Source organism: Delftia sp. WY8 (assembly GCF_018437695.1).
GTDB classification, from domain to species: Bacteria; Pseudomonadota; Gammaproteobacteria; order Burkholderiales; family Burkholderiaceae_C; genus Comamonas; species Comamonas tsuruhatensis.
The window spans coordinates 3863631-3881580 of the sequence record NZ_CP049795.1 but is presented as its reverse complement, the minus strand read 5'-3'; the positions used below and the strand labels follow the sequence as shown (position 1 = coordinate 3881580).

General features: G+C 57.0%; 14 protein-coding genes. 5 read left to right on the top strand and 9 right to left on the bottom strand.

Annotated elements, in window-relative coordinates:
* Positions 1 to 15: 15 nt before the first annotated feature.
* Positions 16 to 1311, top strand: coding sequence for a hypothetical protein (locus G4D77_RS17880; RefSeq protein ID WP_156180116.1), 1296 nt, complete (start codon positions 16 to 18; stop codon positions 1309 to 1311).
* Positions 1312 to 1584: 273 nt separating this feature from the next.
* On the opposite strand, the gene G4D77_RS17875 is transcribed toward G4D77_RS17880, so the two are convergent.
* From G4D77_RS17875 to G4D77_RS17860, 4 genes are read right to left on the bottom strand one after another with little or no spacing between them, the layout of a single operon-like run.
* Positions 1585 to 2760 (bottom strand): SAVED domain-containing protein, encoded by a 1176-nt coding sequence (locus tag G4D77_RS17875; RefSeq protein ID WP_156180114.1) that lies wholly within the window; start codon positions 2758 to 2760, stop codon positions 1585 to 1587.
* Entirely contained in the window at positions 2753 to 3235 is a 483-nt protein-coding gene (locus G4D77_RS17870; RefSeq protein WP_206424564.1) for a Mov34/MPN/PAD-1 family protein, read from the bottom strand. Before G4D77_RS17870 ends, G4D77_RS17875 begins: the two co-directional genes overlap by 8 nt.
* Positions 3232 to 4962: a ThiF family adenylyltransferase gene (locus G4D77_RS17865; RefSeq protein ID WP_047219806.1), complete on the bottom strand. Its 1731-nt coding sequence runs from the start codon at positions 4960 to 4962 to the stop codon at positions 3232 to 3234. Before G4D77_RS17865 ends, G4D77_RS17870 begins: the two co-directional genes overlap by 4 nt.
* Positions 4959 to 6047 (bottom strand): cyclic GMP-AMP synthase DncV-like nucleotidyltransferase, encoded by a 1089-nt coding sequence (locus G4D77_RS17860; RefSeq protein ID WP_156180112.1) that lies wholly within the window; start codon positions 6045 to 6047, stop codon positions 4959 to 4961. Before G4D77_RS17860 ends, G4D77_RS17865 begins: the two co-directional genes overlap by 4 nt.
* 134 nt (positions 6048 to 6181) lie before the next feature.
* On the opposite strand from G4D77_RS17860, the gene G4D77_RS17855 reads away from it, so the two are divergent.
* Entirely contained in the window at positions 6182 to 7123 is a 942-nt protein-coding gene (locus G4D77_RS17855) for a WYL domain-containing protein (RefSeq protein ID WP_241150464.1), read from the top strand.
* A gap of 497 nt (positions 7124 to 7620) precedes the next feature.
* Here the strand turns inward: G4D77_RS17855 and G4D77_RS17850 are convergent, their stop codons facing one another.
* Together G4D77_RS17850 and G4D77_RS17845 are read right to left on the bottom strand one after the other, a co-directional pair.
* Positions 7621 to 10101 (bottom strand): DEAD/DEAH box helicase, encoded by a 2481-nt coding sequence (locus tag G4D77_RS17850; RefSeq protein ID WP_156180110.1) that lies wholly within the window; start codon positions 10099 to 10101, stop codon positions 7621 to 7623.
* A gap of 92 nt (positions 10102 to 10193) precedes the next feature.
* Positions 10194 to 10646: a hypothetical protein gene (locus tag G4D77_RS17845; RefSeq protein WP_047219803.1), complete on the bottom strand. Its 453-nt coding sequence runs from the start codon at positions 10644 to 10646 to the stop codon at positions 10194 to 10196.
* A gap of 321 nt (positions 10647 to 10967) precedes the next feature.
* Here G4D77_RS17845 and G4D77_RS17840 point away from each other — a divergent pair, with 321 nt between their 5' ends.
* Positions 10968 to 11528, top strand: a complete 561-nt coding sequence (locus G4D77_RS17840; RefSeq protein WP_213757712.1) for a hypothetical protein — start codon at positions 10968 to 10970, stop codon at positions 11526 to 11528.
* Entirely contained in the window at positions 11494 to 12129 is a 636-nt protein-coding gene (locus G4D77_RS17835; protein WP_349773706.1) for an HAD domain-containing protein, read from the top strand. Before G4D77_RS17840 ends, G4D77_RS17835 begins: the two co-directional genes overlap by 35 nt.
* Positions 12130 to 12322: 193 nt before the next feature.
* Here the strand turns inward: G4D77_RS17835 and G4D77_RS17830 are convergent, their stop codons facing one another.
* A complete protein-coding gene (locus G4D77_RS17830) occupies positions 12323 to 12949 on the bottom strand; it encodes a hypothetical protein (RefSeq protein ID WP_213757711.1) in 627 nt (208 codons plus the stop codon).
* Between the two features lie 93 nt (positions 12950 to 13042).
* Between G4D77_RS17830 and G4D77_RS17825 the strand changes: the two genes are divergently transcribed.
* Complete coding sequence (locus G4D77_RS17825; protein WP_213757710.1) at positions 13043 to 13492, top strand: HAD domain-containing protein; 450 nt, start codon at positions 13043 to 13045, stop codon at positions 13490 to 13492.
* A 14-nt stretch (positions 13493 to 13506) separates the two neighbouring features.
* Here the strand turns inward: G4D77_RS17825 and G4D77_RS17820 are convergent, their stop codons facing one another.
* A complete protein-coding gene (locus G4D77_RS17820) occupies positions 13507 to 15258 on the bottom strand; it encodes a hypothetical protein (protein ID WP_213757709.1) in 1752 nt (583 codons plus the stop codon).
* A 95-nt stretch (positions 15259 to 15353) separates the two neighbouring features.
* Positions 15354 to 17888 (bottom strand): S8 family peptidase, encoded by a 2535-nt coding sequence (locus G4D77_RS17815; RefSeq protein ID WP_213757708.1) that lies wholly within the window; start codon positions 17886 to 17888, stop codon positions 15354 to 15356.
* Between the last annotated feature and the right edge of the window lie 62 nt (positions 17889 to 17950).

Genomic DNA, 17950 nt, shown 5'->3' with positions numbered 1-17950 from the left:
GTAGGGAGGAAAAACATGAACATGCCCTTTGCTAACAAGACCTTCAGAGGCGAAGATCCGACTTGGGCGAACGCGTGCGTCGGCGACAATGGCAACCCAGGAAGGGTCGACTACGCCGAAGGTTTCGCCACGGCGGCCAACGCGCTGCTGGATGCGGCGATTGCTGATCGCAACACACGCCTGCCTGTCGACACCCTTGTCTACCCAGTGTGCTTCACCATGCGTCACGCTATGGAACTGTACTTGAAGGAGGCAACCAAGCACCTCACTGCAATCGGAGACAAACGAGGCGTACCGTTGCCCGAGTTCAAACTGGTGGACTCGCATGACCTCGGACTTCTCTGGACATTTGTCAAGACGCACGCCCTTATGACCGATGAGCGACTAGGGGAGGTGATAAGCAAGTTAGAGGAGTACGTCGCCGACGTTGCTGATATGGATGCAACTGGTCAGGTATTCAGATACCCGTTTGACCTAGCGAACCAGAAGCACCTCACCAACATCAGGGTTATCAACTTCATGGTGCTGAAGCGTCGATTCAACGAGGCAGAGCTGTTGCTCAAGCTTTTGAACCGGACCATCACCCAGTTGGTTGAGGAGTACGCCTGGGGAGCCTGTACCAAACACCTCTCGCGCCTGCAGTTGCATCGGATTGCCGCTGAGCTTCCCGAGTACGGTAGATGGACAGAACCGTCCTTCGACGAGGTAAAGGCCAACCTTAAGGCCAAGTACAGCATCGGGTCTGCAGAGCTGTGCAAAGCGATCAACATCATCAAAGCGCGGCATGAGATGGCCGCCCGTATCGGAATTGAAGTGCCGATACCGGGGTTCTCCTTGGGCGCTTTAGAGCGCTTTTTTGACCAATGGTGCAAGGCCAACGACCTTCATTTGGTTATTGATCCGCCTCTAGCTCGGATCGTCTCCGCGATAGAAATCATGGAAGCGATTCAGGACGGGTTGCATCGCCTAGAGCTTGGAAATGAACTTGCCAATGAGATCAAGCCGGAAGATTTCGCCGCAATCAAGGCGCTCTTCTATTTCGACAGCGAGGCGCCGGTCTCCGAGGCCTTTGAGCTCGTGCTGGGTACTTGCCAGCAAGAGGCCGCACAGTATCGAATTCATCCCGAGGAATACCGCAAGTCTGTCAGGAACATGCTGTCCAAGACAAGAGTGTTTGAGCGGATCCTTTGTTCGCTCGACCTGCTTGGGCGTGCTGGCGCACTTGAAGCGGTGATTGCTCGCTACGGACTCGAGCCTGCGCGCGAGCGACTTCTTAAGAACAGCGCTGCGAGAAAGGTATCTGTCTCTTGAGTGGGTGGCTCCGTGGGGTGCAGGAGTCACCTAGCGCTCGAAAGGTCCAATGACCGGTGAGCAGCGGCTGCGGTCCTTGGAGTTTCCAAGCTCAGCGCCCGATAGCTGCCGTTCAACGATTTCGCTGAGCGCCGCGCTCTGCATGTCTCACGCCAAGGCGATGTCTGTGGCTAGGCATCTCTGGCGACTCCTGACCCCACTGGGTGTTCAACGCACTTGCTAGTGCTCGCCAAGCCTTGACGCGGAGCTGGGCCGTGCGACCTGCATACGTTACTACTTAAGCCTCAGAGCCGGCTTCCACTCAGGTGCCTGCCACTCCCAGATATGAACCTCTTCGAACGCCTTGGGCAGCAGGGTCCTACCGATCTCGATGCTCGCTGACAGCGGCGTCGCCGGATGCAGGTGCAGGACCCGAGCGCCGGCGGCAAACAGCTGCTGCAGGAAGGCGTTGAAGCTCGTGCGGAACTGCTGCACATGGGACTCCTTGCGGATGATGCCGCGGTCAGGCGCAACGGCATGAAACTCGACGACGTCGCGACCAACGGGGTGCTGCGCCCTGCCCGAGATGCTGACGACGACCGATATTTCGCGAGGAAGCGTAGGCGGTACCGTGAATGTGTAGCTGGGCTCGGGGCAAGCGTCCCGCGTGTCCCAGAGCCACTTCTCGTTCGGCAGGTCCATGACGGCCGCAGGCGTCTTGTCGCCCACCAGCGCCCCCAGCTTCATCAGCATTGGGATAGGAGCGAAGCCGGCGATAGTGAGGTGCACGGCTCCTTTCCTTGCAACGAGCTCGGGCAGGATGCGCTGCTCATACTGCTGGGTAAGAGCCCGCTGGGCGTTGCCCCAGAAGTCAGGTTCGTTGTCCTGCAAGAAGAAGTTGCTCTGGTCGATGTGTACCGAGCCGGCCGTGGGGAAGCGTTTAAAGCCGCTGTTCGTCAGCATCGCGTGCTGGATGTGGCGCACGTCGATCACAGGCACGTGGGCGCCGACAGGGAACGACATCACGACGGGCATGCTGTCCTCAACACCAGTGGCCGAGTACATGAACTCGATGCGAGCCTCGTGGTCGCGCTTCATGGCTCGAAGTTGCTCAGCAGTGAATTCGTTGCTCTGGCCGTGGCGGTCTATTCGTGAGTGGCAGTCGAAGCAGGCCAGCATGAGGTTGCTGGGGTCTGCCGCCAGCTTTTCCGACAGCCCCGGAACGCCTCGAGCGCCTGCTGGGCTGTCGGCAATGATATGAGCGAATTCGCCGACTACGCTCTTGGCCTTCTTAGTAAGAAAGTCGCGGTCTACAGGCTTGCAGCAGCCGCGGAATTCACAACGACCAGCCGCAGCGATCCAGAGGTCTCGCCGGACCGGCGCGGAAATGTAGGCTCGCGCGACAGACCTGGTCACGGGAGCACCAGTTGTGGAGGTGCTCGGAACAGGCGTTGCTTTTGGTTTAGGCATTCTTGTTCTCCAACTTCAATTCGCGATACGTGCCTCGGCGGCTCAGCGTCCAAATCCGGATGCAGTGAGTGCCGACGATGGGAAAAAACAAGCGGTCGCCCTCATAGGTGTCGCCAGCGACAGCCTGCTGCCAGTCGCGCTGGTCAACTCCCGACGGTGTGGGGTCGCGCTCGGGATGCGTGTGCCAGAGCCCAAGGTAGGCGGAGGTGCTGTTCTCTTCCAGCCATCGCTGTCGCGCCAGCGCCTGGTGCTTGGAAGAACGGAAGAATCCGTACCTGCTGCGACGGTCACTGCTCTGCGGCGTCGACACCTCATCGACGACCACGTCGCGCGAGTCCAACAGGTGCCGGCCAAGAAGGACTCCACCTGCTTCACGGTCGTCCGAGCGATGTTGGGCGAACGCCTGCATCTGCTTGAGTGCGTGCTCGACGATGATGAGCCGCTGCTTCGGCGTTACGCGATAGACGAGCTTCACGGCGCCGGCTCCTTTGGCGCCCGGCAATGCGGGCACGGGCGCCCGAATACCTGTTTGGTAGCAACCTCCTCGGAAGTGGTCCGCGCGAGCTGGAACCAGGGAGTCGTGCGCAGCCCCTGCTTGGCGGCGACCTTCCCTTCGCCCACCCAGAACTTGTAGGAAGGCCGGCGCTCGGCATCGCCCGCGGCAACGGCACTTACTGCCGACAGGATGTGCTCCGCTGCCATCAAGCCTGTGCGCCGGGACTGAACCGGGCCGTAGGGCACAAATGCACCCGCGCATCCAGTGAGATTGCGCGTGACCGGCTGGTTGGGTTCCAAAAAGGCGGTACGCGAAGCCAGGGACGGCTGTCCTTCGTCGTCGCGGTAGGCGCAGTTGAGGCACCCCTCGCCTCTAGTCCACATTAGCATCGAGTGGCCGCCGAGATCGAGCGCCTCAAGCCAGGTAAATACCACGGGGAGGTCATGACTACCTGCCCTGAACGCCTTCGAAAATGACCGCTCGATGGACGGAGAACCGAAGGCCAGCACGATGCCGTCGTACTGGCTGAGATCAGCCGTCTTGAGCCACTTCTGCCCTGTCGTGGCCACTGGGGTGATCTTCAAGCCTGGGTAGCGTCGTTCCAACGCCAACTTCATGCCCAACGGCTTCTCCATGTCGATGTACAGCGGCTGAAGGACGTGACGGAAAACGTTGTCCTCAGAGTATTCATCGTGGTCGACGACCGTCAGCTTGCCAACGCCTGCAGCAGCCAGCGTGTCCACGACCACCGACCCCACGGCCCCCGCGCCGAGCACAGCGATGTGCTTGTTGAGCAAGTCAAGCGACGCACCTCCCCGCTCGCGCATGTATGTCGGCGTGTGTCGCCGCATGGTCAGAGGAGTCACTATCCCCTTGTTGTCGACTGCACCGCGGCTTGCCGTGAATGAGGCTGCCACCAGGGAGCGCCCACCCGCTTGACGCGGCACTGACACCAGTAGCGCCAACCGCTTCGGGGAGTTTTTCGATGGTCCGACCAGCTTGTCCCAGAGCGCCAGTTGATCCTGCGACATGCGCTGCAGAACATCGTCGATGAAGGCCGGGGTCAACTTGTCCGGCTGCACGGGCGGGAAGCCCACCTGGTCCAGGTGGACGTAAAGGGCGCGGTGGGCCTCAAGCTTCTTGCTTTCCACCTCCCAAGGAATGCTGGCGTCTCGCTCCAGGAAGTACCAGGTTGGCTTCTTGAGGCCGAAGTTGGAGAACCCCTTGAGCAGGCGCGACGCGCCGTCAACTTCGAAGTACGACCGCCCGCGAAGCGCCCCTGGAAGGCCCTGCCAGTAGCCCTCCAGTTCGTTGAAAAACTCCTCGTAGCCAGAAGCCGCATCCGCTGCGGAGTTTTCCAGCAGGTCGTACGCCTTCATCACAGCGTGCGCGACGATGTCTGCGGGACGCTTTGGGTCCAGCGAAAGGCCCTGCTCATCGTCGATGCAGACATAGCCGCTATAGCTGACATGGGCAAGCAGAGCGGTCGGCGGGTCTGTGGTAACCCTTGGCAGCTGCAAGTGCTCCTCCGCGCAGTCGACGTAGACCGTCCACCGGCGCGTGCCGGTGACCTCAATGGCCAATACGTTTGGAGCTTCGCTGGGCAGAGGCGCAACAGGGACGCCCCGCAGCGCGAACGCTGCCTCAACCGCCTCGAAGGCCGCGTCGATCTTCGCGCCGTCGACCTGAACTGCGGCCTCGGTCAAGCTGAGTTCCCAGTGCTGATGACTGCAGCCGAGACTGTCTTGGCTGTCTGAGCCTTCTCGGGGACCTTGAAGTCGTCGCCAAACTGCTTCTTCAGCAGCTTGCAGGCTTCCTCGGGCAGTTCCTCGTCGTAGGCATCGCTGAGAGCGTCGCGCAGCGACTCGAGCTTCTCCTTGAAGGTCTTCATCTGCGCAGCCGTGCGCTTAGCCATCAGGTCGGAGTACGGCGCGACCGGCAGCATGACCTTCAGCCGTTGGTGCGTGCCGTCGGCCTGGCTGTACTCGTAGGTGAACTGGTTGAGCATCGCCTTGACCCAGTCCAACATCGCCAGCAGGTCGACGGGTTTGCCGGAGGTGTTGAAGTTCGGCTTGAACCACTTCAGGGCCGCCACCGTCAGTGCGATGCTCAGCGGAGCTCCCGAGCCGGTGAACTGCCACTGGCGCCAGCGTTTCAGGTAGCGGATGCAGCGACGGTACTGAGCCAGTTCATCGGAGTCGCTGAAGGCGCCGCAGACGAGCTTGGTCAACTCCTTGGGGCCGGATATCTCCCAGATACGGTGCTCCTCCGCCGAGTTTTCCTTGCCTTTAGCCAAGTACAACGTCCCGTTGGCGTCACGGGAGTAGATGGCCAGGTCGACGTGGTATGCGACCTTGCCATCGCTCAAGTAATTCACGGTGACACACGGACGGCGGATGAGCACCGTGCGGAAATTCGTGTTGACGGCATCTCGCACCTTCTTCTTGAGCACCACCGGGTCGGGATACTTGTTCTGGTCACAGTCGAAGATGATGCCAACGTCGATGTCGAAGTTGCCATCAAGCGGCACCACGCCCGTGTGCATGGAGTAGCTGCCCTGGTTGAAGTTCGTGAACGTGGGGACGTCATCACCCAGGTTGGCCTTCAGCGCCTTGATGATGGTGTCGCGCTTCTCACGCAGTTTGGCCTTCTCATCGTCTTCATCGAAGCAGATGGCGCTGTGGAAGTTTTCGAACTGACGCTGGACTGCAGGCATCTTGGCCTCCTTTTCTTTCGAGAGAAGCCAGGACGCGATACCTGCGAACAACCCGATGGCGATCAGGGGGTGCATGTACTTGACGAGGTGGCCGGTTGAATAGACCGCAGTGCGGTGACGGAATGATGATTAGTATATCCAATCATTTTGATTAGCATAGATGCCATTTTTTACAGTCACATGCTGCGCCGACAGATATGATGCGTTACATGAAACGTGCAGAGAAGCGCTCGCAAGCACTGGCGAGCCTTACGAAAACACAGCGCGAACGGCTGTCCCACATTGACTTCAAGCTGTACTTCCTTGGAGAGCTGCGACGGGCTGACGTCGTCGACCGCTTCGGGACGGGTCCTGCTGGAGCCACCCGCGATATCGCTCTGTATCGAGAGCTGGCGCCGGAAAACCTAGAGCTGGACAACTCTGACAAAGTCTACCGACCCACTCACGCTTTTGAACCTGTGTTCGAGCACAGTGCACACCGCGTCTTGACCGCCCTTACCCAGGGCTACGGTGAAGGTCTAGGTGAGCTGTTGGGTGACGAGGTACACCCGATGCTGCGATGTGAAGTACCGTCTGCGTTGAGCCTGCCGAAGACGTCGGTGCTGGCGCCAATCACCCGCGCGATCCATCGCGGCAAGGCTGTCAGACTTCGCTACACGTCCATCGACAGTGGCCGCACCGAGCGTGAGCTCGTCCCTGTAGCCCTTGTAGACAGCGGTCTCCGCTGGCACGTGCGAGCCTTTGACCGCAGGAATCTGCAGTTCCGCGACTTCGTGCTGACCCGGATGGAGGAACCGATGGTTCTAGAGGACAGCCTCGTACAACGCGAGGAGACTGCTGAGTTCGACCTGCAGTGGAGCCGCATCATTGAGCTGGAGCTTGTGCCGCACCCTCAGCACACGCGGCCTGAGGTTGTCCTCATGGACTACCCCTTCGCCGAAGATGGTGTGCTTCGGGTTCGTGTCCGTGCGGCCAACGCAGGCTACATGCTGCGTCGCTGGTCCGTGGACTGTTCTTTAGATCATCAGCTGCGAGGTATGGAGTACGCACTGGGCCTGCGTGACCCTCTCGTCCTGTACGGCGCAAGCAACGCACGCTTGGCGCCGGGCTACAAAGACCCACGGTCAGACCGCGAAGTTAAGGCGCTGTAACGATAGCCAGTCACCAGAAAGCGCTCTGAGCGCGACAACCACATGTAGCTCTTCATGTCGATCAGCCAAGCCAAAGGCTGCATTGCCCCGGCTTCCCCGACTACTGCGGCATTCGAGCTGTGCAGGAAGTCCTAGGGTATGCGGATGCGCCAACAGCCTAGAACTACACCCGAGCTCTCAAGGTAGTTGGCGGCGCGGTAGGAAGCGCCGTGAGCTCCCGCCCCGAGACTGATCCGCTGGAAAGCAGCCGCTGGCAAAGGTCGGCAACCACAACCTAAAGCCGACGCTGGCGTCGGCCGGTCGGAATTCCGCTTCTGGCCGATTGCTGTCAGTCAGAGGTACAACCTGAGTGTCCGGTATGGACGACGATCCCGCCATCGGCGGCCATTTGAGCCCGTGTCGAAAACGCCCAGATGCCGTCATGGCCTCGGCTCGGAGAGGACCCAAGGTTTGCAGGTCGAACAATCTCTTCGCCGGGCCTACCCTTAGAGGTGGCGTCAGCTCTTCATAACAGCGAGTCGAGCAACGATCGCCGCGCCGGTGATACCTTGCTCGCGCAGCTTGGCGGCAACGGTCCCCGGGTCAGTGAACAAGGGCCCGTCGTAGGTGAGGCTCATCAGCACCTTGCGAAGCCGATCGACAAGGTCCATGAGCACAGCTTCAGGCATCAGTCTGGGGCCAAACGCGATGTCCTCGGGGCGATCTGCGGCCGTTACGTTGGTCGCAAAGACAAGGACCGGCTTCGGCGTGCCGGCCACTATTTGCTCATCGCACCATGTGCCGCTCAGGAGCAATTGGGCGGCATCGGTCTTGTGAATCGGCGCCGTTTTCTCGCTCTTCGCCTCGATACAGGTCCCGCAGTCATCAAACAACCAAAGCACGTCCGGACCTCGCCCGGTCTCCTTCTCGGGCCGGCTGCTGGCGGCGCCCAGCAATTCGCCTAGTTCATGCAGGCCGCGCTCCACCATCTCCGCCTCGTTTGCGAAGGCCAGCTTTGCCTTAACCTCGTCGACGCGTGCCAGGGCAGCATTCGGAGATCCGAAGACGCCAAACACCCCGCACAAGGCCACAGCCTGATCAGTCATTCTTGCGAATCGCTTGTCGGGCGTCTGCTGCGGCCTAGGGAACTTGGTGTTCAAGCCGAAGACAGCTTTGTAAACCTCCACCGCCTGACCGGGATCGAACTGGTTTTGATACGACGCAAGCCAGTACAGCAGTTCTGCCTTCTGGATCGGATGCAAAAGATTGTCGCCGGCAGCGTCCCTAAGGCGCGCCACCGCACCTTGCGAGTTCTTGGCCTTCGCCATGTTCCAGGCCTCTCGCATAGCGAGCGCGCCGGCCTCATAGGGTGTCAGTGCCGTATCGCGCACTTGTTTGTCGGTCACAGCGACGCGCGTCTTGTGCGCGTGCCGCCAGCCCTCGTTGCGATCCAGCAATGCTTGCGCAAGGTCCTGGATGACTACGCCTATCGACTTGCCCGCATGATCCGGAAGACGAGCCAGCTCCTGCCCAAGCTCCACTTGTCGTCGGGTGCGCTCTTCAAGCAGGCCCGCGACGTTCTTGCGGCCGATGAACGCCGCGATGTCCGCACCTACCAGCAACACAGTGGCAAAGTCGGCGCTTGAGCGGACCGCTCTACCCAGCGCCTGCTCGAACTTGTTAACCGTGCGCACCTCGTATTCAGGGCTGTCCTTCTGTCGGTACGCATCGATTCGGTCGATGATGCGGTCTCCACCCGGCACGCCGTCGATTACGAGGACGCGACAAGCATCGTCGGGCAGGTCGACTCCGTCGAACCGCTGAGCGAATACGACATAGTTGCCAGTCGTGGTCCGCAACTTTTCGAGCATGCCGTCGAAGTCAGAGCCTTGCGAAAAAACCGCGCCCGCCGCCGTCCACACCGCTGCCTGGGATGCCGATGTCGTCAGTACGACGACGTTGGTCTTCGTGGCCAATACCGCACACGCGGCTGCGATCTCACGCTTTTCACTTTCCGAATTTATGAGGGACGTGGGTAGAATCATGCGCTCACCCGCGCCCTCGTCCTCCTTGGGCTCGATCAGGTGTTGGTAGGCCTCAGGCGAGCACCCTAGCGCGGCGATCATCCCGGAGCTGTCCTTGATGCTGGCCGACATGAACAACCGGTGCTTGGCCCCGGCATATGCCGCCACCTCCTCCACCGGAGGTATCTGCAGCGCAATCTCCGCCGCCACACCAGAAATGCAGCATCGCGTTAGCTCCAGATAACGGGCGATGTTGCTCCAAGTGAACAGCAGCGGCGGCTGGTCGATCAAGTCCGCCATCAATCTTGCGACAGCGCCGCAGACCTGTGACCACACCCAGTACGGTACTTCATACGTCGAACCGGCATCGCCTCTGACGATGCCCGCCCACGTGGCGGCATCAGTGGCATTGCACAAAGGCTCCAGCAAAGCCCGTAGCGCAGGAAAGACAGCCGCAGGAACTTGGACGGTGTAAGCTTTTCGAATCCGTTCGGCGCCAGCGTGAACATCGTCCATGACTATGGCTGAAGGCCGGATCGATTTGTTCTCGAAAACCGAGTTCGCGTTGAAAAGTCGGTCGTAGGTGCAGGCGAGGACTGCATCGCCACTCAACGCTTCATAGGGCAGTCCCTTGCTTGGGAACGTACTGACCTTTACACCGATGAGCCTGCCGGTCTCGACGACTTGGTCGGCTAATTGATTGGTCGGGCACAGATAAACCACGGGCTCGCCCTTGTACTTGCGCCGCATCATCTCTGCATAGAGCAGCCCTAGCACCGTTTTGCCGGACCCAGTGCTCAGCTTCATGATGACATCTTTATGCTCGATCTGCTGGTCCAGTGCGGCCAGCGCAGCGAGCTGGGCTGTCCGCAGCCCCGTATGTGTCGCCTTTCGGTCCAACTGCTTGAACAGCTCTTCGAGCGTTGCTGGGACATCGCCCCCTGCAGCCTTCGCCAGCGAACCAAAGTTGATCATGTATTGCTCTCCCTGACACGCCAATCGAGAAATCTTATTGCTTAGCAGCAATGCTTTTATACGAACTGCAGCTAATCGTATATCCGTCAGCTTCACACAAATATACTTGATGACGCAGTGTCCAGATCCAACATGCCGTAGTCCAACATCTTGATCTTTCCGTTCACGTCCTTCCCATAGTTCTCCGGTTTCCTGTCGTTGACGAACGGAGGAAAGCTTGAGCGCATGGCATTCAACTCCGCGGCTGTCACCACACCCGTAGTAAGGCGCTCCATCACCAAAAACCTGCCCGACCAGCTGATGCTGTGGACCGCGGCGAAAGACTGTTGATAGTCCCCAGCAGCATGGTAGATCACCGACTCGATCCAGTTAGTCTGATTGGACGGCACGACGCAAACCTTGAGGACCTTGTCGGGATGCTCCGGAATTTCGTAGACATCGCGGGTGGTTCCACGACCGATGCGCAGGCCTGCACTCGCGCAACTCCTCCAGAGCTCTTCAAATTGCACATCCGCAGCGTTGATTGGTGGGATCGTTAACGTCATGGCGACACGGTTCGAGTGTTAGGAGCTTGAATTGTCAGGCAGGCAAGGAAGGTTCCTGACATGGTGCCGGAAGTCACCTCCCGCTATCGAAAGCAGCAGCCACTCGAAGCATCGTCAGTGAACGACCGGAACCAGCCAAGAGCGGACGCCTACCAAAGAATGCATCAAGGAAGTCTGCCAAACCGTCTCACACTCAAGGAGTGTCGCCGTTGGCAGACTCGAACAACTCGGGGGCTACAGGCGACTTGCGCACGTATGATTCCCACCAGCCTTGGCTGCTCGGGCCTGGCTGGATCCGTTTTCACACCCGCGGGGAGGAAGATGCACAACGTGCAGTTCGAGATTTCGAAGCCCACCGAAGATGGGGCCTTCGAAGACATGTGTGCCCGCATCTACGTGACTGTCTTCAATGACCCATTGCCGCAGACGAACGGGCGCCGGGGTCAGAAACAAGGCGGCATCGATGTGTTCGTCGATGCACCAGAAGGCCGGCTAGGCGTTCAATGCAAGAAGTACGCAGACGGTGCCCTGAAGTTCAAGCACGTAGAGCACGAGGTCTCAGAAGCCGACAAGGCGAACGCCCCAATCGTCCGCCTCATCGTCGCTACCACTGCCATGAGTGATGTGGTGCACCTGCGGGAAGTGCAGGACCTGACCGATGCACGGGTGGCCAAGGGGCAGTATCCGGTCAAGATTGAGTTCTGGCAGGACCTCTGCCGGCATATTCGCGGCAGTTCGAAGCTCCAGAATGGTCGGGTTGTCGCAAGGACCGCTGGCGTGTGGGCTACTGGCATCAGTGTTGTGGTGCAGGCAGTGGCACGCCGTAGGCGGATGCCCCTTGCCCCCCATGGTCACCGACCAGGATCACATCGCATGGCGTGAAAATGCCGACATGACAAGCATGTCCGCAGGCAGCTCGACCCCCTACATCCCTGCGTCTTCGCCTCGAAGCGCTGACGTGGTTTTGTATCTTGATCTTGACGGCGTGGTTCACCATGAAGCTGTGCTTTGGCATCCCAGACGTGGCATCTACATGAGCCCATACCAAGCCTCTGAGCACTCCTTGTTTGAGTGGCTTCCCCTTTTGCAAGAAGAGCTCGCCCCGTACCCCCAAGTAGCCATTGTGCTCAGCAGTACATGGTGCATACGCCCCGGCTATGCCAAGACGCTGCAGTTGTTGCCGAAGGAGTTGCGTGCCCGCTTCATCGGTGGCACTTTTCACAAACGTGTCCACGGAGCGGATCCATCGCTTCTGGCGAGCTTTCGGGACACTTCGCGTGGCCAGCAGATCCTGGAGGACGTGACGCGCAGAAAGCCCAGGCAATGGCTGGCCTTGGACGACGACATCGAGGACTGGCCCCCCGCTATCCTGGATCGCTTGGTTGCGTGTGATGGCAAGACAGGACTGTCTGATCCGCAGACGCGCATGGCGCTTAGAAATATGCTTCAGAAATGTGATGCAGCGTTAGTCGGCAACCATTGAAACAGGGTCATCGTCAAACGCATTGACCCACAGAACTTCCAAAAATCAACGTCAACTGTGCACCTCGCGTCATTGCACAAGCCGCTCTGCTGCTGCGCAAGGCGCCTCGCCGGCCCTAGTCCGCGCGCACTCAGAAATCGGGTTGCTGCCTCACCGTTGAGCGAGCTAGGCGGTAAAGCTCACATTTCTATCATCACAACCCGGGAGGTGTATGTCCTAAGCGGATGGCGATGTCGCGCTGGGTGGACGTCAATGCCGGCCATATTAAATGCACCCTACTCTTGTCCATTGATAGCAAATCCGTTCTTTGCTTCGCGGTCCTTAGAGTAACTTTAAAAAATCCGGGATTATGATCTATTTGATTAATCTTGAGACGCCACAAAACGACGAATGCATATTTCGGCGTTAGATTTTTATTCTTCCTGAGATAGGTAAGTGCATTTTTTAGAATGTCGTTGTTCTCAGTCGCAGCCACCCTCTCCAGTGCATTGATACAAGATTCCATGCGCATTTGTTCTTCGAGACGATTCAGTCTACGTTTGGCTTCCTCTGGTGAAAGCCTGCGTCCTTGTTCGAAAACAGAGACATTGAATCGCAAGATACAATGTGATCCGACCCATAAATGGTGATGCGTTAGCTGATTCTTTATGCGGAAATGATAGCGAAGGCCGTCTTGCTCGCACAGTTCACAGATCTCATCTTTATGGTCATGATCAATTACTTCATCGGTGAATAACCATTCTTCAAATGCTTCGGGAAGGGTTGAACCCACAGATAAGGGAAGGATATTATCTCGAACGCGTTGCGGGTAACTCTGCATAACTGGTTAACTCCTTGGTTCGTTAAAGCTCGACTAGACCATGACGATGATGGGTGTAAGCCTTTGGGCACCCGCCAACACTACAATTGCAGCGTGAACACAATATTCTTGGACTTTGATGGAGTGATCCATCCCGAGTTCTGCCACGAGTCAAAGCACTTGTGCTGCTTGCCTGTGTTCGAGAACGTGCTGCGACGTTGCACGGATTGGGACGTGGTCATCACAAGTACATGGCGCCTTCAACGCTCGCTTGAGAGCCTGCGCTCACTTTTTTCCGATGATGTTGCTTCACGCGTTCTTGATGTGACACCTCGCTTTGCGGAACTGCATGACGTTCCAAATTCACTTCTTGCCTATGAACGTGAGGCCGAGTGCAATGCTTGGCTTCGGAACAACGATCGTATGGTGTTCCCCTGGCTTGCGATCGACGATAGATCCTGGCTCTTTCGTCCCTTCAATAGATCCGTATTCCTTGTGGATGGAACGACTGGTTTGACTGCTGTCACAGCGGAAGAACTTACGGAGCGGTTATTAAGCCTGTAGAGATAATGCGGAATTCACAGTAGTTTTCGTCTGACGTAGTCAGCACTAAGCACACCATTTTCGAACTTGTGTTTAATAAGCCCCCTTATTATTGAATTTTCCAGATTTCGCCAGTCCCCATTATTCCAACGACCCTTTGTCGAAACGGCAAGCTTCAGGATTTCGACCAGGGTTTCTTCTGGAAGCCTCGCATCGTTTTCAATTGGCTTGACTATCAGAGCATAGAAGGCTTCTTCATCCAGAACTTCAAGTTCAAAGAAATACTGTAATGAGCCATCAGGCAGCTCAATTTCACTCACCCAGCACAGCCGTCCTCTGGCATCGTCTCCTCTACCCACAATGGCCCAGGGAATATCTGTCGTTCCAAGTTGAGTAGGGAGCATGCAATATACCGCACTCCCAACAGCGACAGGATTTATTAATCCATAGTCCAATCTCTGTTTAATGACTTTTTCTTTCTCAAGCTGCATGAAACAGGCGGCCAGAGCGCTGAATCTGTTCTTTATCCCGCTTTGTGCGTGGGCGCTAAGGGAAGCGCTGCTGAGACTTCCCGACGAGGATTTATGCCCGGTACCATGGTTTTTTTTGCGTTTGTTTGATTTTTCGTCAGATTTTAGGGCCTGATCTGTAAAAATAACCTTTTTATACTCAATCCTCATGTCAGGCAAATCAGACCACATCTCGTTGATCGCCAGGTGAGATACATAATTTCCCAGCCTGGTATCTGCTGGCGGATGGATAACCACAGGGTCTCTGTTTAAGCCTTTGGGTTGTCCTTCAGGCCCAGAAAATGCTTGTGAAGATTGCTGCAAATTTATCGGTATTTTTTGGTTGGCCAGAACACGAACGAGAGGCACGGGAGGAGGCGGAAATTCAGAGTTATAAATCCACATCACTAGAATTGCGCCGCTTGAAAGCTGTTGACCGAGGAATGACAGTGTCATATCGTCTTTTTCCTTGTCTGCAGTCCAGTGCGGATGAGCTTGAATCCACGGATGGGGTATTCCCGCCCTCCGGGAGTTTTGTATGCCCAAAAATATGCCCTGCGCCTGCATGCTGGCATATTCAGAAGTCTCGAAATGTGCAATGGCACGGCAGCTAAGGGAAGATAATTTATGCTTGGTTAGGATCCTATAGGCATCGCCCTCCGGCGTGAACCCCGTTTCACTTTCTACAATCAAATTCCGCAACTCTTTGCTCCAATGATTGGAAAGTAATGCATTTGCAAGAAAGGAACATACGCCGTAAAATCTCCTGAATACCTCGTACGCTGGAATAATGAGCTCCAGCCCCGTGTCGCTATAGCATCGATAATAGGGTGCATCCCTAAAGTCGTGGAGTTGCCCAGCAATGTCTTCGCCGCCCAGGGGAAATTCTTGCATACCGTAATTCCCGTGGGTACGGATGTAGTCTTTTGGAGGAACAAGTATCCAACTCTGTGGGGGAATACGTAGGTTTTCAATCTTGATTTGATCGCCCATGATCAACCCATGTTGCATGGTCTTATCGTGCCAAAATGAGCCCAAGGGGAATGTTGGCAAAGAACCTGCTGCCTCAATTACCGACAACAGACTACAAGCTCCGCTGGCCCTTCTGGCATAGGCAAGACGTTCAGGAACCCGGTTATCAATCTCCGCAAACCACAGCTGCACACGTGGCGTCTCCATTTCATCGTTTTTGGGGAGTATCTTGGCGGCACCGACTAAACGGTACAAGGTGTCATTCAGGGGCAGTTGGGAGAATTGGGGATCTGAAACGGAGGACATGCTGGGCTGGGGAAGTGCACGACAGACTGCACGCAAGACTAGTGCTTGGCACCGACAGCCAAGTACAGCTAGTGCATAACGTTCTTCTGAACTGCCTAAGTAGTAATGTCAACAGCGTTGACGATTGCGATTTCCGTGGCGATCGGCGTGTAGAGATCTATTGGCACGTCAACCTCCTGGATGGGGCGCAGTGAAACGACCAACGAATACCTAGTAGACTTGCCGGCGCGTTCGGCTCCTGGCCAGTCCTTCCACCAGCCGCCTATGGGGAACACTGCGATGTGCGACTTCTCACGCAGCTGTGCCGCAGTCCCCCTCCAGACATCGCTATGCACAGAGCCTCTAGCGCGTAGCACTGCCCCGATTTGCCACTCGTTCTTATCGGGGTCCGACAGGCTTTCGTCTTCGTCAAAATCTTCAAGGCGATCAAGCTTGTTGATTCGTTGATTGAAGCGCACCTCATCTTCGCTGGCGCCTTTGACAGCAAATCGAAGCCCATGAGACTGATATCGGAATTTGCTCTGCCACCCTCTGCGGCTGGGATTCGGCTCTACAAAGAAGGATAGAGTTACCCTCATTTCCACAGCAACTTCACCTAAGGCCTCTAGCTCATCGGCTGGCCAAGGTAATTTGTGCAATTTCAGCTCTTTGAGTTTGACCTTGCTCTTTTCAAGCTGATACGGAACGATTGTGTCCTGAACGATGAGAGTAGGAGCGTCTTCGGCCGAAGCCAAGGAATTTTGCAGAGAGACTTTGCCGAAGCCATAGGTGCGCAAGAGTTCCCTCATGTCCCTTTTTTTCGCGCCTCTCGGCAGCTGAGCCAGCATTTGGGGAGTGAAGCGTGCGCCGTGTATTACCAAGGCACGAACAGTTTCTTCCCAATAGTTTGGATACCTAGCTCTTATGTGGGCGCAAATTCTTGCCACTTCTGCGGCCGCTGCACTAGTATCCCCTGTTTCGGCAAAAGGCCCCTGGTGCATTCTGTGGGATGTCGTCAATATTCGTAAGCTGCTAGGCCCCACTGCAGGAACATTGGTGTCATCAATCGTCGCATTTCCCCCTTCCGCTACAACGTCTGGCTTCAAGGGCCATGAATTTCGCCACAAGCGCGATGTAGTCGATGCCGGGGAGAGAGCACCACCCTGTGCGATGAGGGCATACGTCGGCCAGCGATGAATGTCCAAATAGGTCAGGTCAGTGCAGGCACCTACGGTGAGGCCATTCCAGGACTGGCCAGGGTCCTCGATGGAAGTAGAGTGGTTGATATCGGGGTACTGAGTCCAACCCTGCCAGGGCACGTTTCCTGCGGACATCACAAACAGCCGCTGTTTGAGCGCAAAGTCCGTGCCCCAGCTGATGCCCTTGATGTAAGGGTCAAGGCCGTTCAAGCCAAAAGCCAATTGATCTACGCACGCTGACCATTCCGTAGGCATCCCTGCTCCAGGACCGATCGCTGTAGTCATGGTCACAAAAATGCGTGAGCGTGCCGGATTCTTCTGTTCGACCTTGTCCACTGCTTTTGCCATGATCCAGCCGTACAGATGTGGTGGATTAGCTCCTGCAGGCGGGAAGATTTTCACCGACTCCATTCGATGAGGCACCTCGAGCTTCTGAGCATGCGCCAAAGGTGCCACCAGGTCGCCGTGACAGATGACGCCTGCCATCTCGGTTCCATGTCCATCTACATCCGTACCTGGACCCCACTCCGAATCCACCGCCATCACGTCCTCATGGGCTACAGCCTTCTCCAGCAGAGGATGGGCTCGGTTCACACCTGTGTCGAGCAAGGTGACATAGGGGCTTGTGCCTGGCTCGGCGAATGTGCATCGTTGCAGCAGCTCTTGCACCCAAGGGGCCTGCTCACGAGGCGCAAGATCTGAAAGAAAGAACTCTGCGTGTGGTTGAACGTACCGTATCTCGGCGATCAGATCCAACAGTCTGAGTGCGCCCTCCAATGCTTTGCGAGTCGTCCATGCTGCAACTACAACGCGACCTGGGAAGCTGAGGTAACTCGTTTCGACCTGAATACCGAACTGCACGGCAGCTGCTTGGAATGCCTTTGCTGTTGCGCTCGCGGTCCGGGCACCGTTGCGCAACCAGATTTGCAGCCAAGTTGCTTTCTCAGGCGCTGGTGGTGCCGCTTCCTCTGTCCACAACTCTGCAAAGGCCGCTCCACGAATTTTCTCTATTGCATTGACGAGCTGTGTATGGGGAGGCTTCCCATGCTTTGTCATAGGGCCGCTCAGGTACTTCCTTACCCGAGTCTCAAGCGCACTCAGCTTGCCTTCCGGAACATAAAGCGCAACGACTTGGGCTCCGCCACCGGACTGGGCAACAGTTAAAACCTCTATTTCGTCTTTGCGCCACTCGAGGGCTTTGACATCAAATTTCGCCTGAGCCGAAAACTCGATCGCAATGATCATTCCAGTGGACGTAGTCAGCCCGCGCTTTGCACGCTCTAAGGAAAGAGCTTCAGCGTCTAACCGTAGTTTCGCGAGTTGACGCAGCAATGCGCTGCCATGCTGCTCCCGGTCCCGCTGAAGCTCAGATGGCTTGGGAAACGAGTGAGTCGACTGGAAGCTTCGGTCGGTAGTGAACCCCGTAACTGACAAATGATCGAGATCTGGCATGGTGAGGGCAACGATTCATTTTGTTACCTCAATGTACCAGACCGGCCGGCCGGACGGCCGGC

Bases quoted from the DNA above. Each gene is read 5' to 3' on its own strand.
- G4D77_RS17820 (WP_213757709.1), bottom strand. From the start codon at position 15,258: ATGTCCTCCGTTTCAGATCCCCAATTCTCCCAACTGCCCCTGAATGAC.
- G4D77_RS17840 (WP_213757712.1), top strand. From the start codon at position 10,968: ATGCACAACGTGCAGTTCGAGATTTCGAAGCCCACCGAAGATGGGGCC.
- G4D77_RS17855 (WP_241150464.1), top strand. From the start codon at position 6,182: ATGAAACGTGCAGAGAAGCGCTCGCAAGCACTGGCGAGCCTTACGAAA.
- G4D77_RS17845 (WP_047219803.1), bottom strand. From the start codon at position 10,646: ATGACGTTAACGATCCCACCAATCAACGCTGCGGATGTGCAATTTGAA.
- G4D77_RS17860 (WP_156180112.1), bottom strand. From the start codon at position 6,047: ATGCACCCCCTGATCGCCATCGGGTTGTTCGCAGGTATCGCGTCCTGG.
- G4D77_RS17815 (WP_213757708.1), bottom strand. From the start codon at position 17,888: ATGCCAGATCTCGATCATTTGTCAGTTACGGGGTTCACTACCGACCGA.
- G4D77_RS17835 (WP_349773706.1), top strand. From the start codon at position 11,494: ATGGTCACCGACCAGGATCACATCGCATGGCGTGAAAATGCCGACATG.
- G4D77_RS17875 (WP_156180114.1), bottom strand. From the start codon at position 2,760: ATGCCTAAACCAAAAGCAACGCCTGTTCCGAGCACCTCCACAACTGGT.
- G4D77_RS17830 (WP_213757711.1), bottom strand. From the start codon at position 12,949: ATGCAGAGTTACCCGCAACGCGTTCGAGATAATATCCTTCCCTTATCT.
- G4D77_RS17880 (WP_156180116.1), top strand. From the start codon at position 16: ATGAACATGCCCTTTGCTAACAAGACCTTCAGAGGCGAAGATCCGACT.
- G4D77_RS17850 (WP_156180110.1), bottom strand. From the start codon at position 10,101: ATGATCAACTTTGGTTCGCTGGCGAAGGCTGCAGGGGGCGATGTCCCA.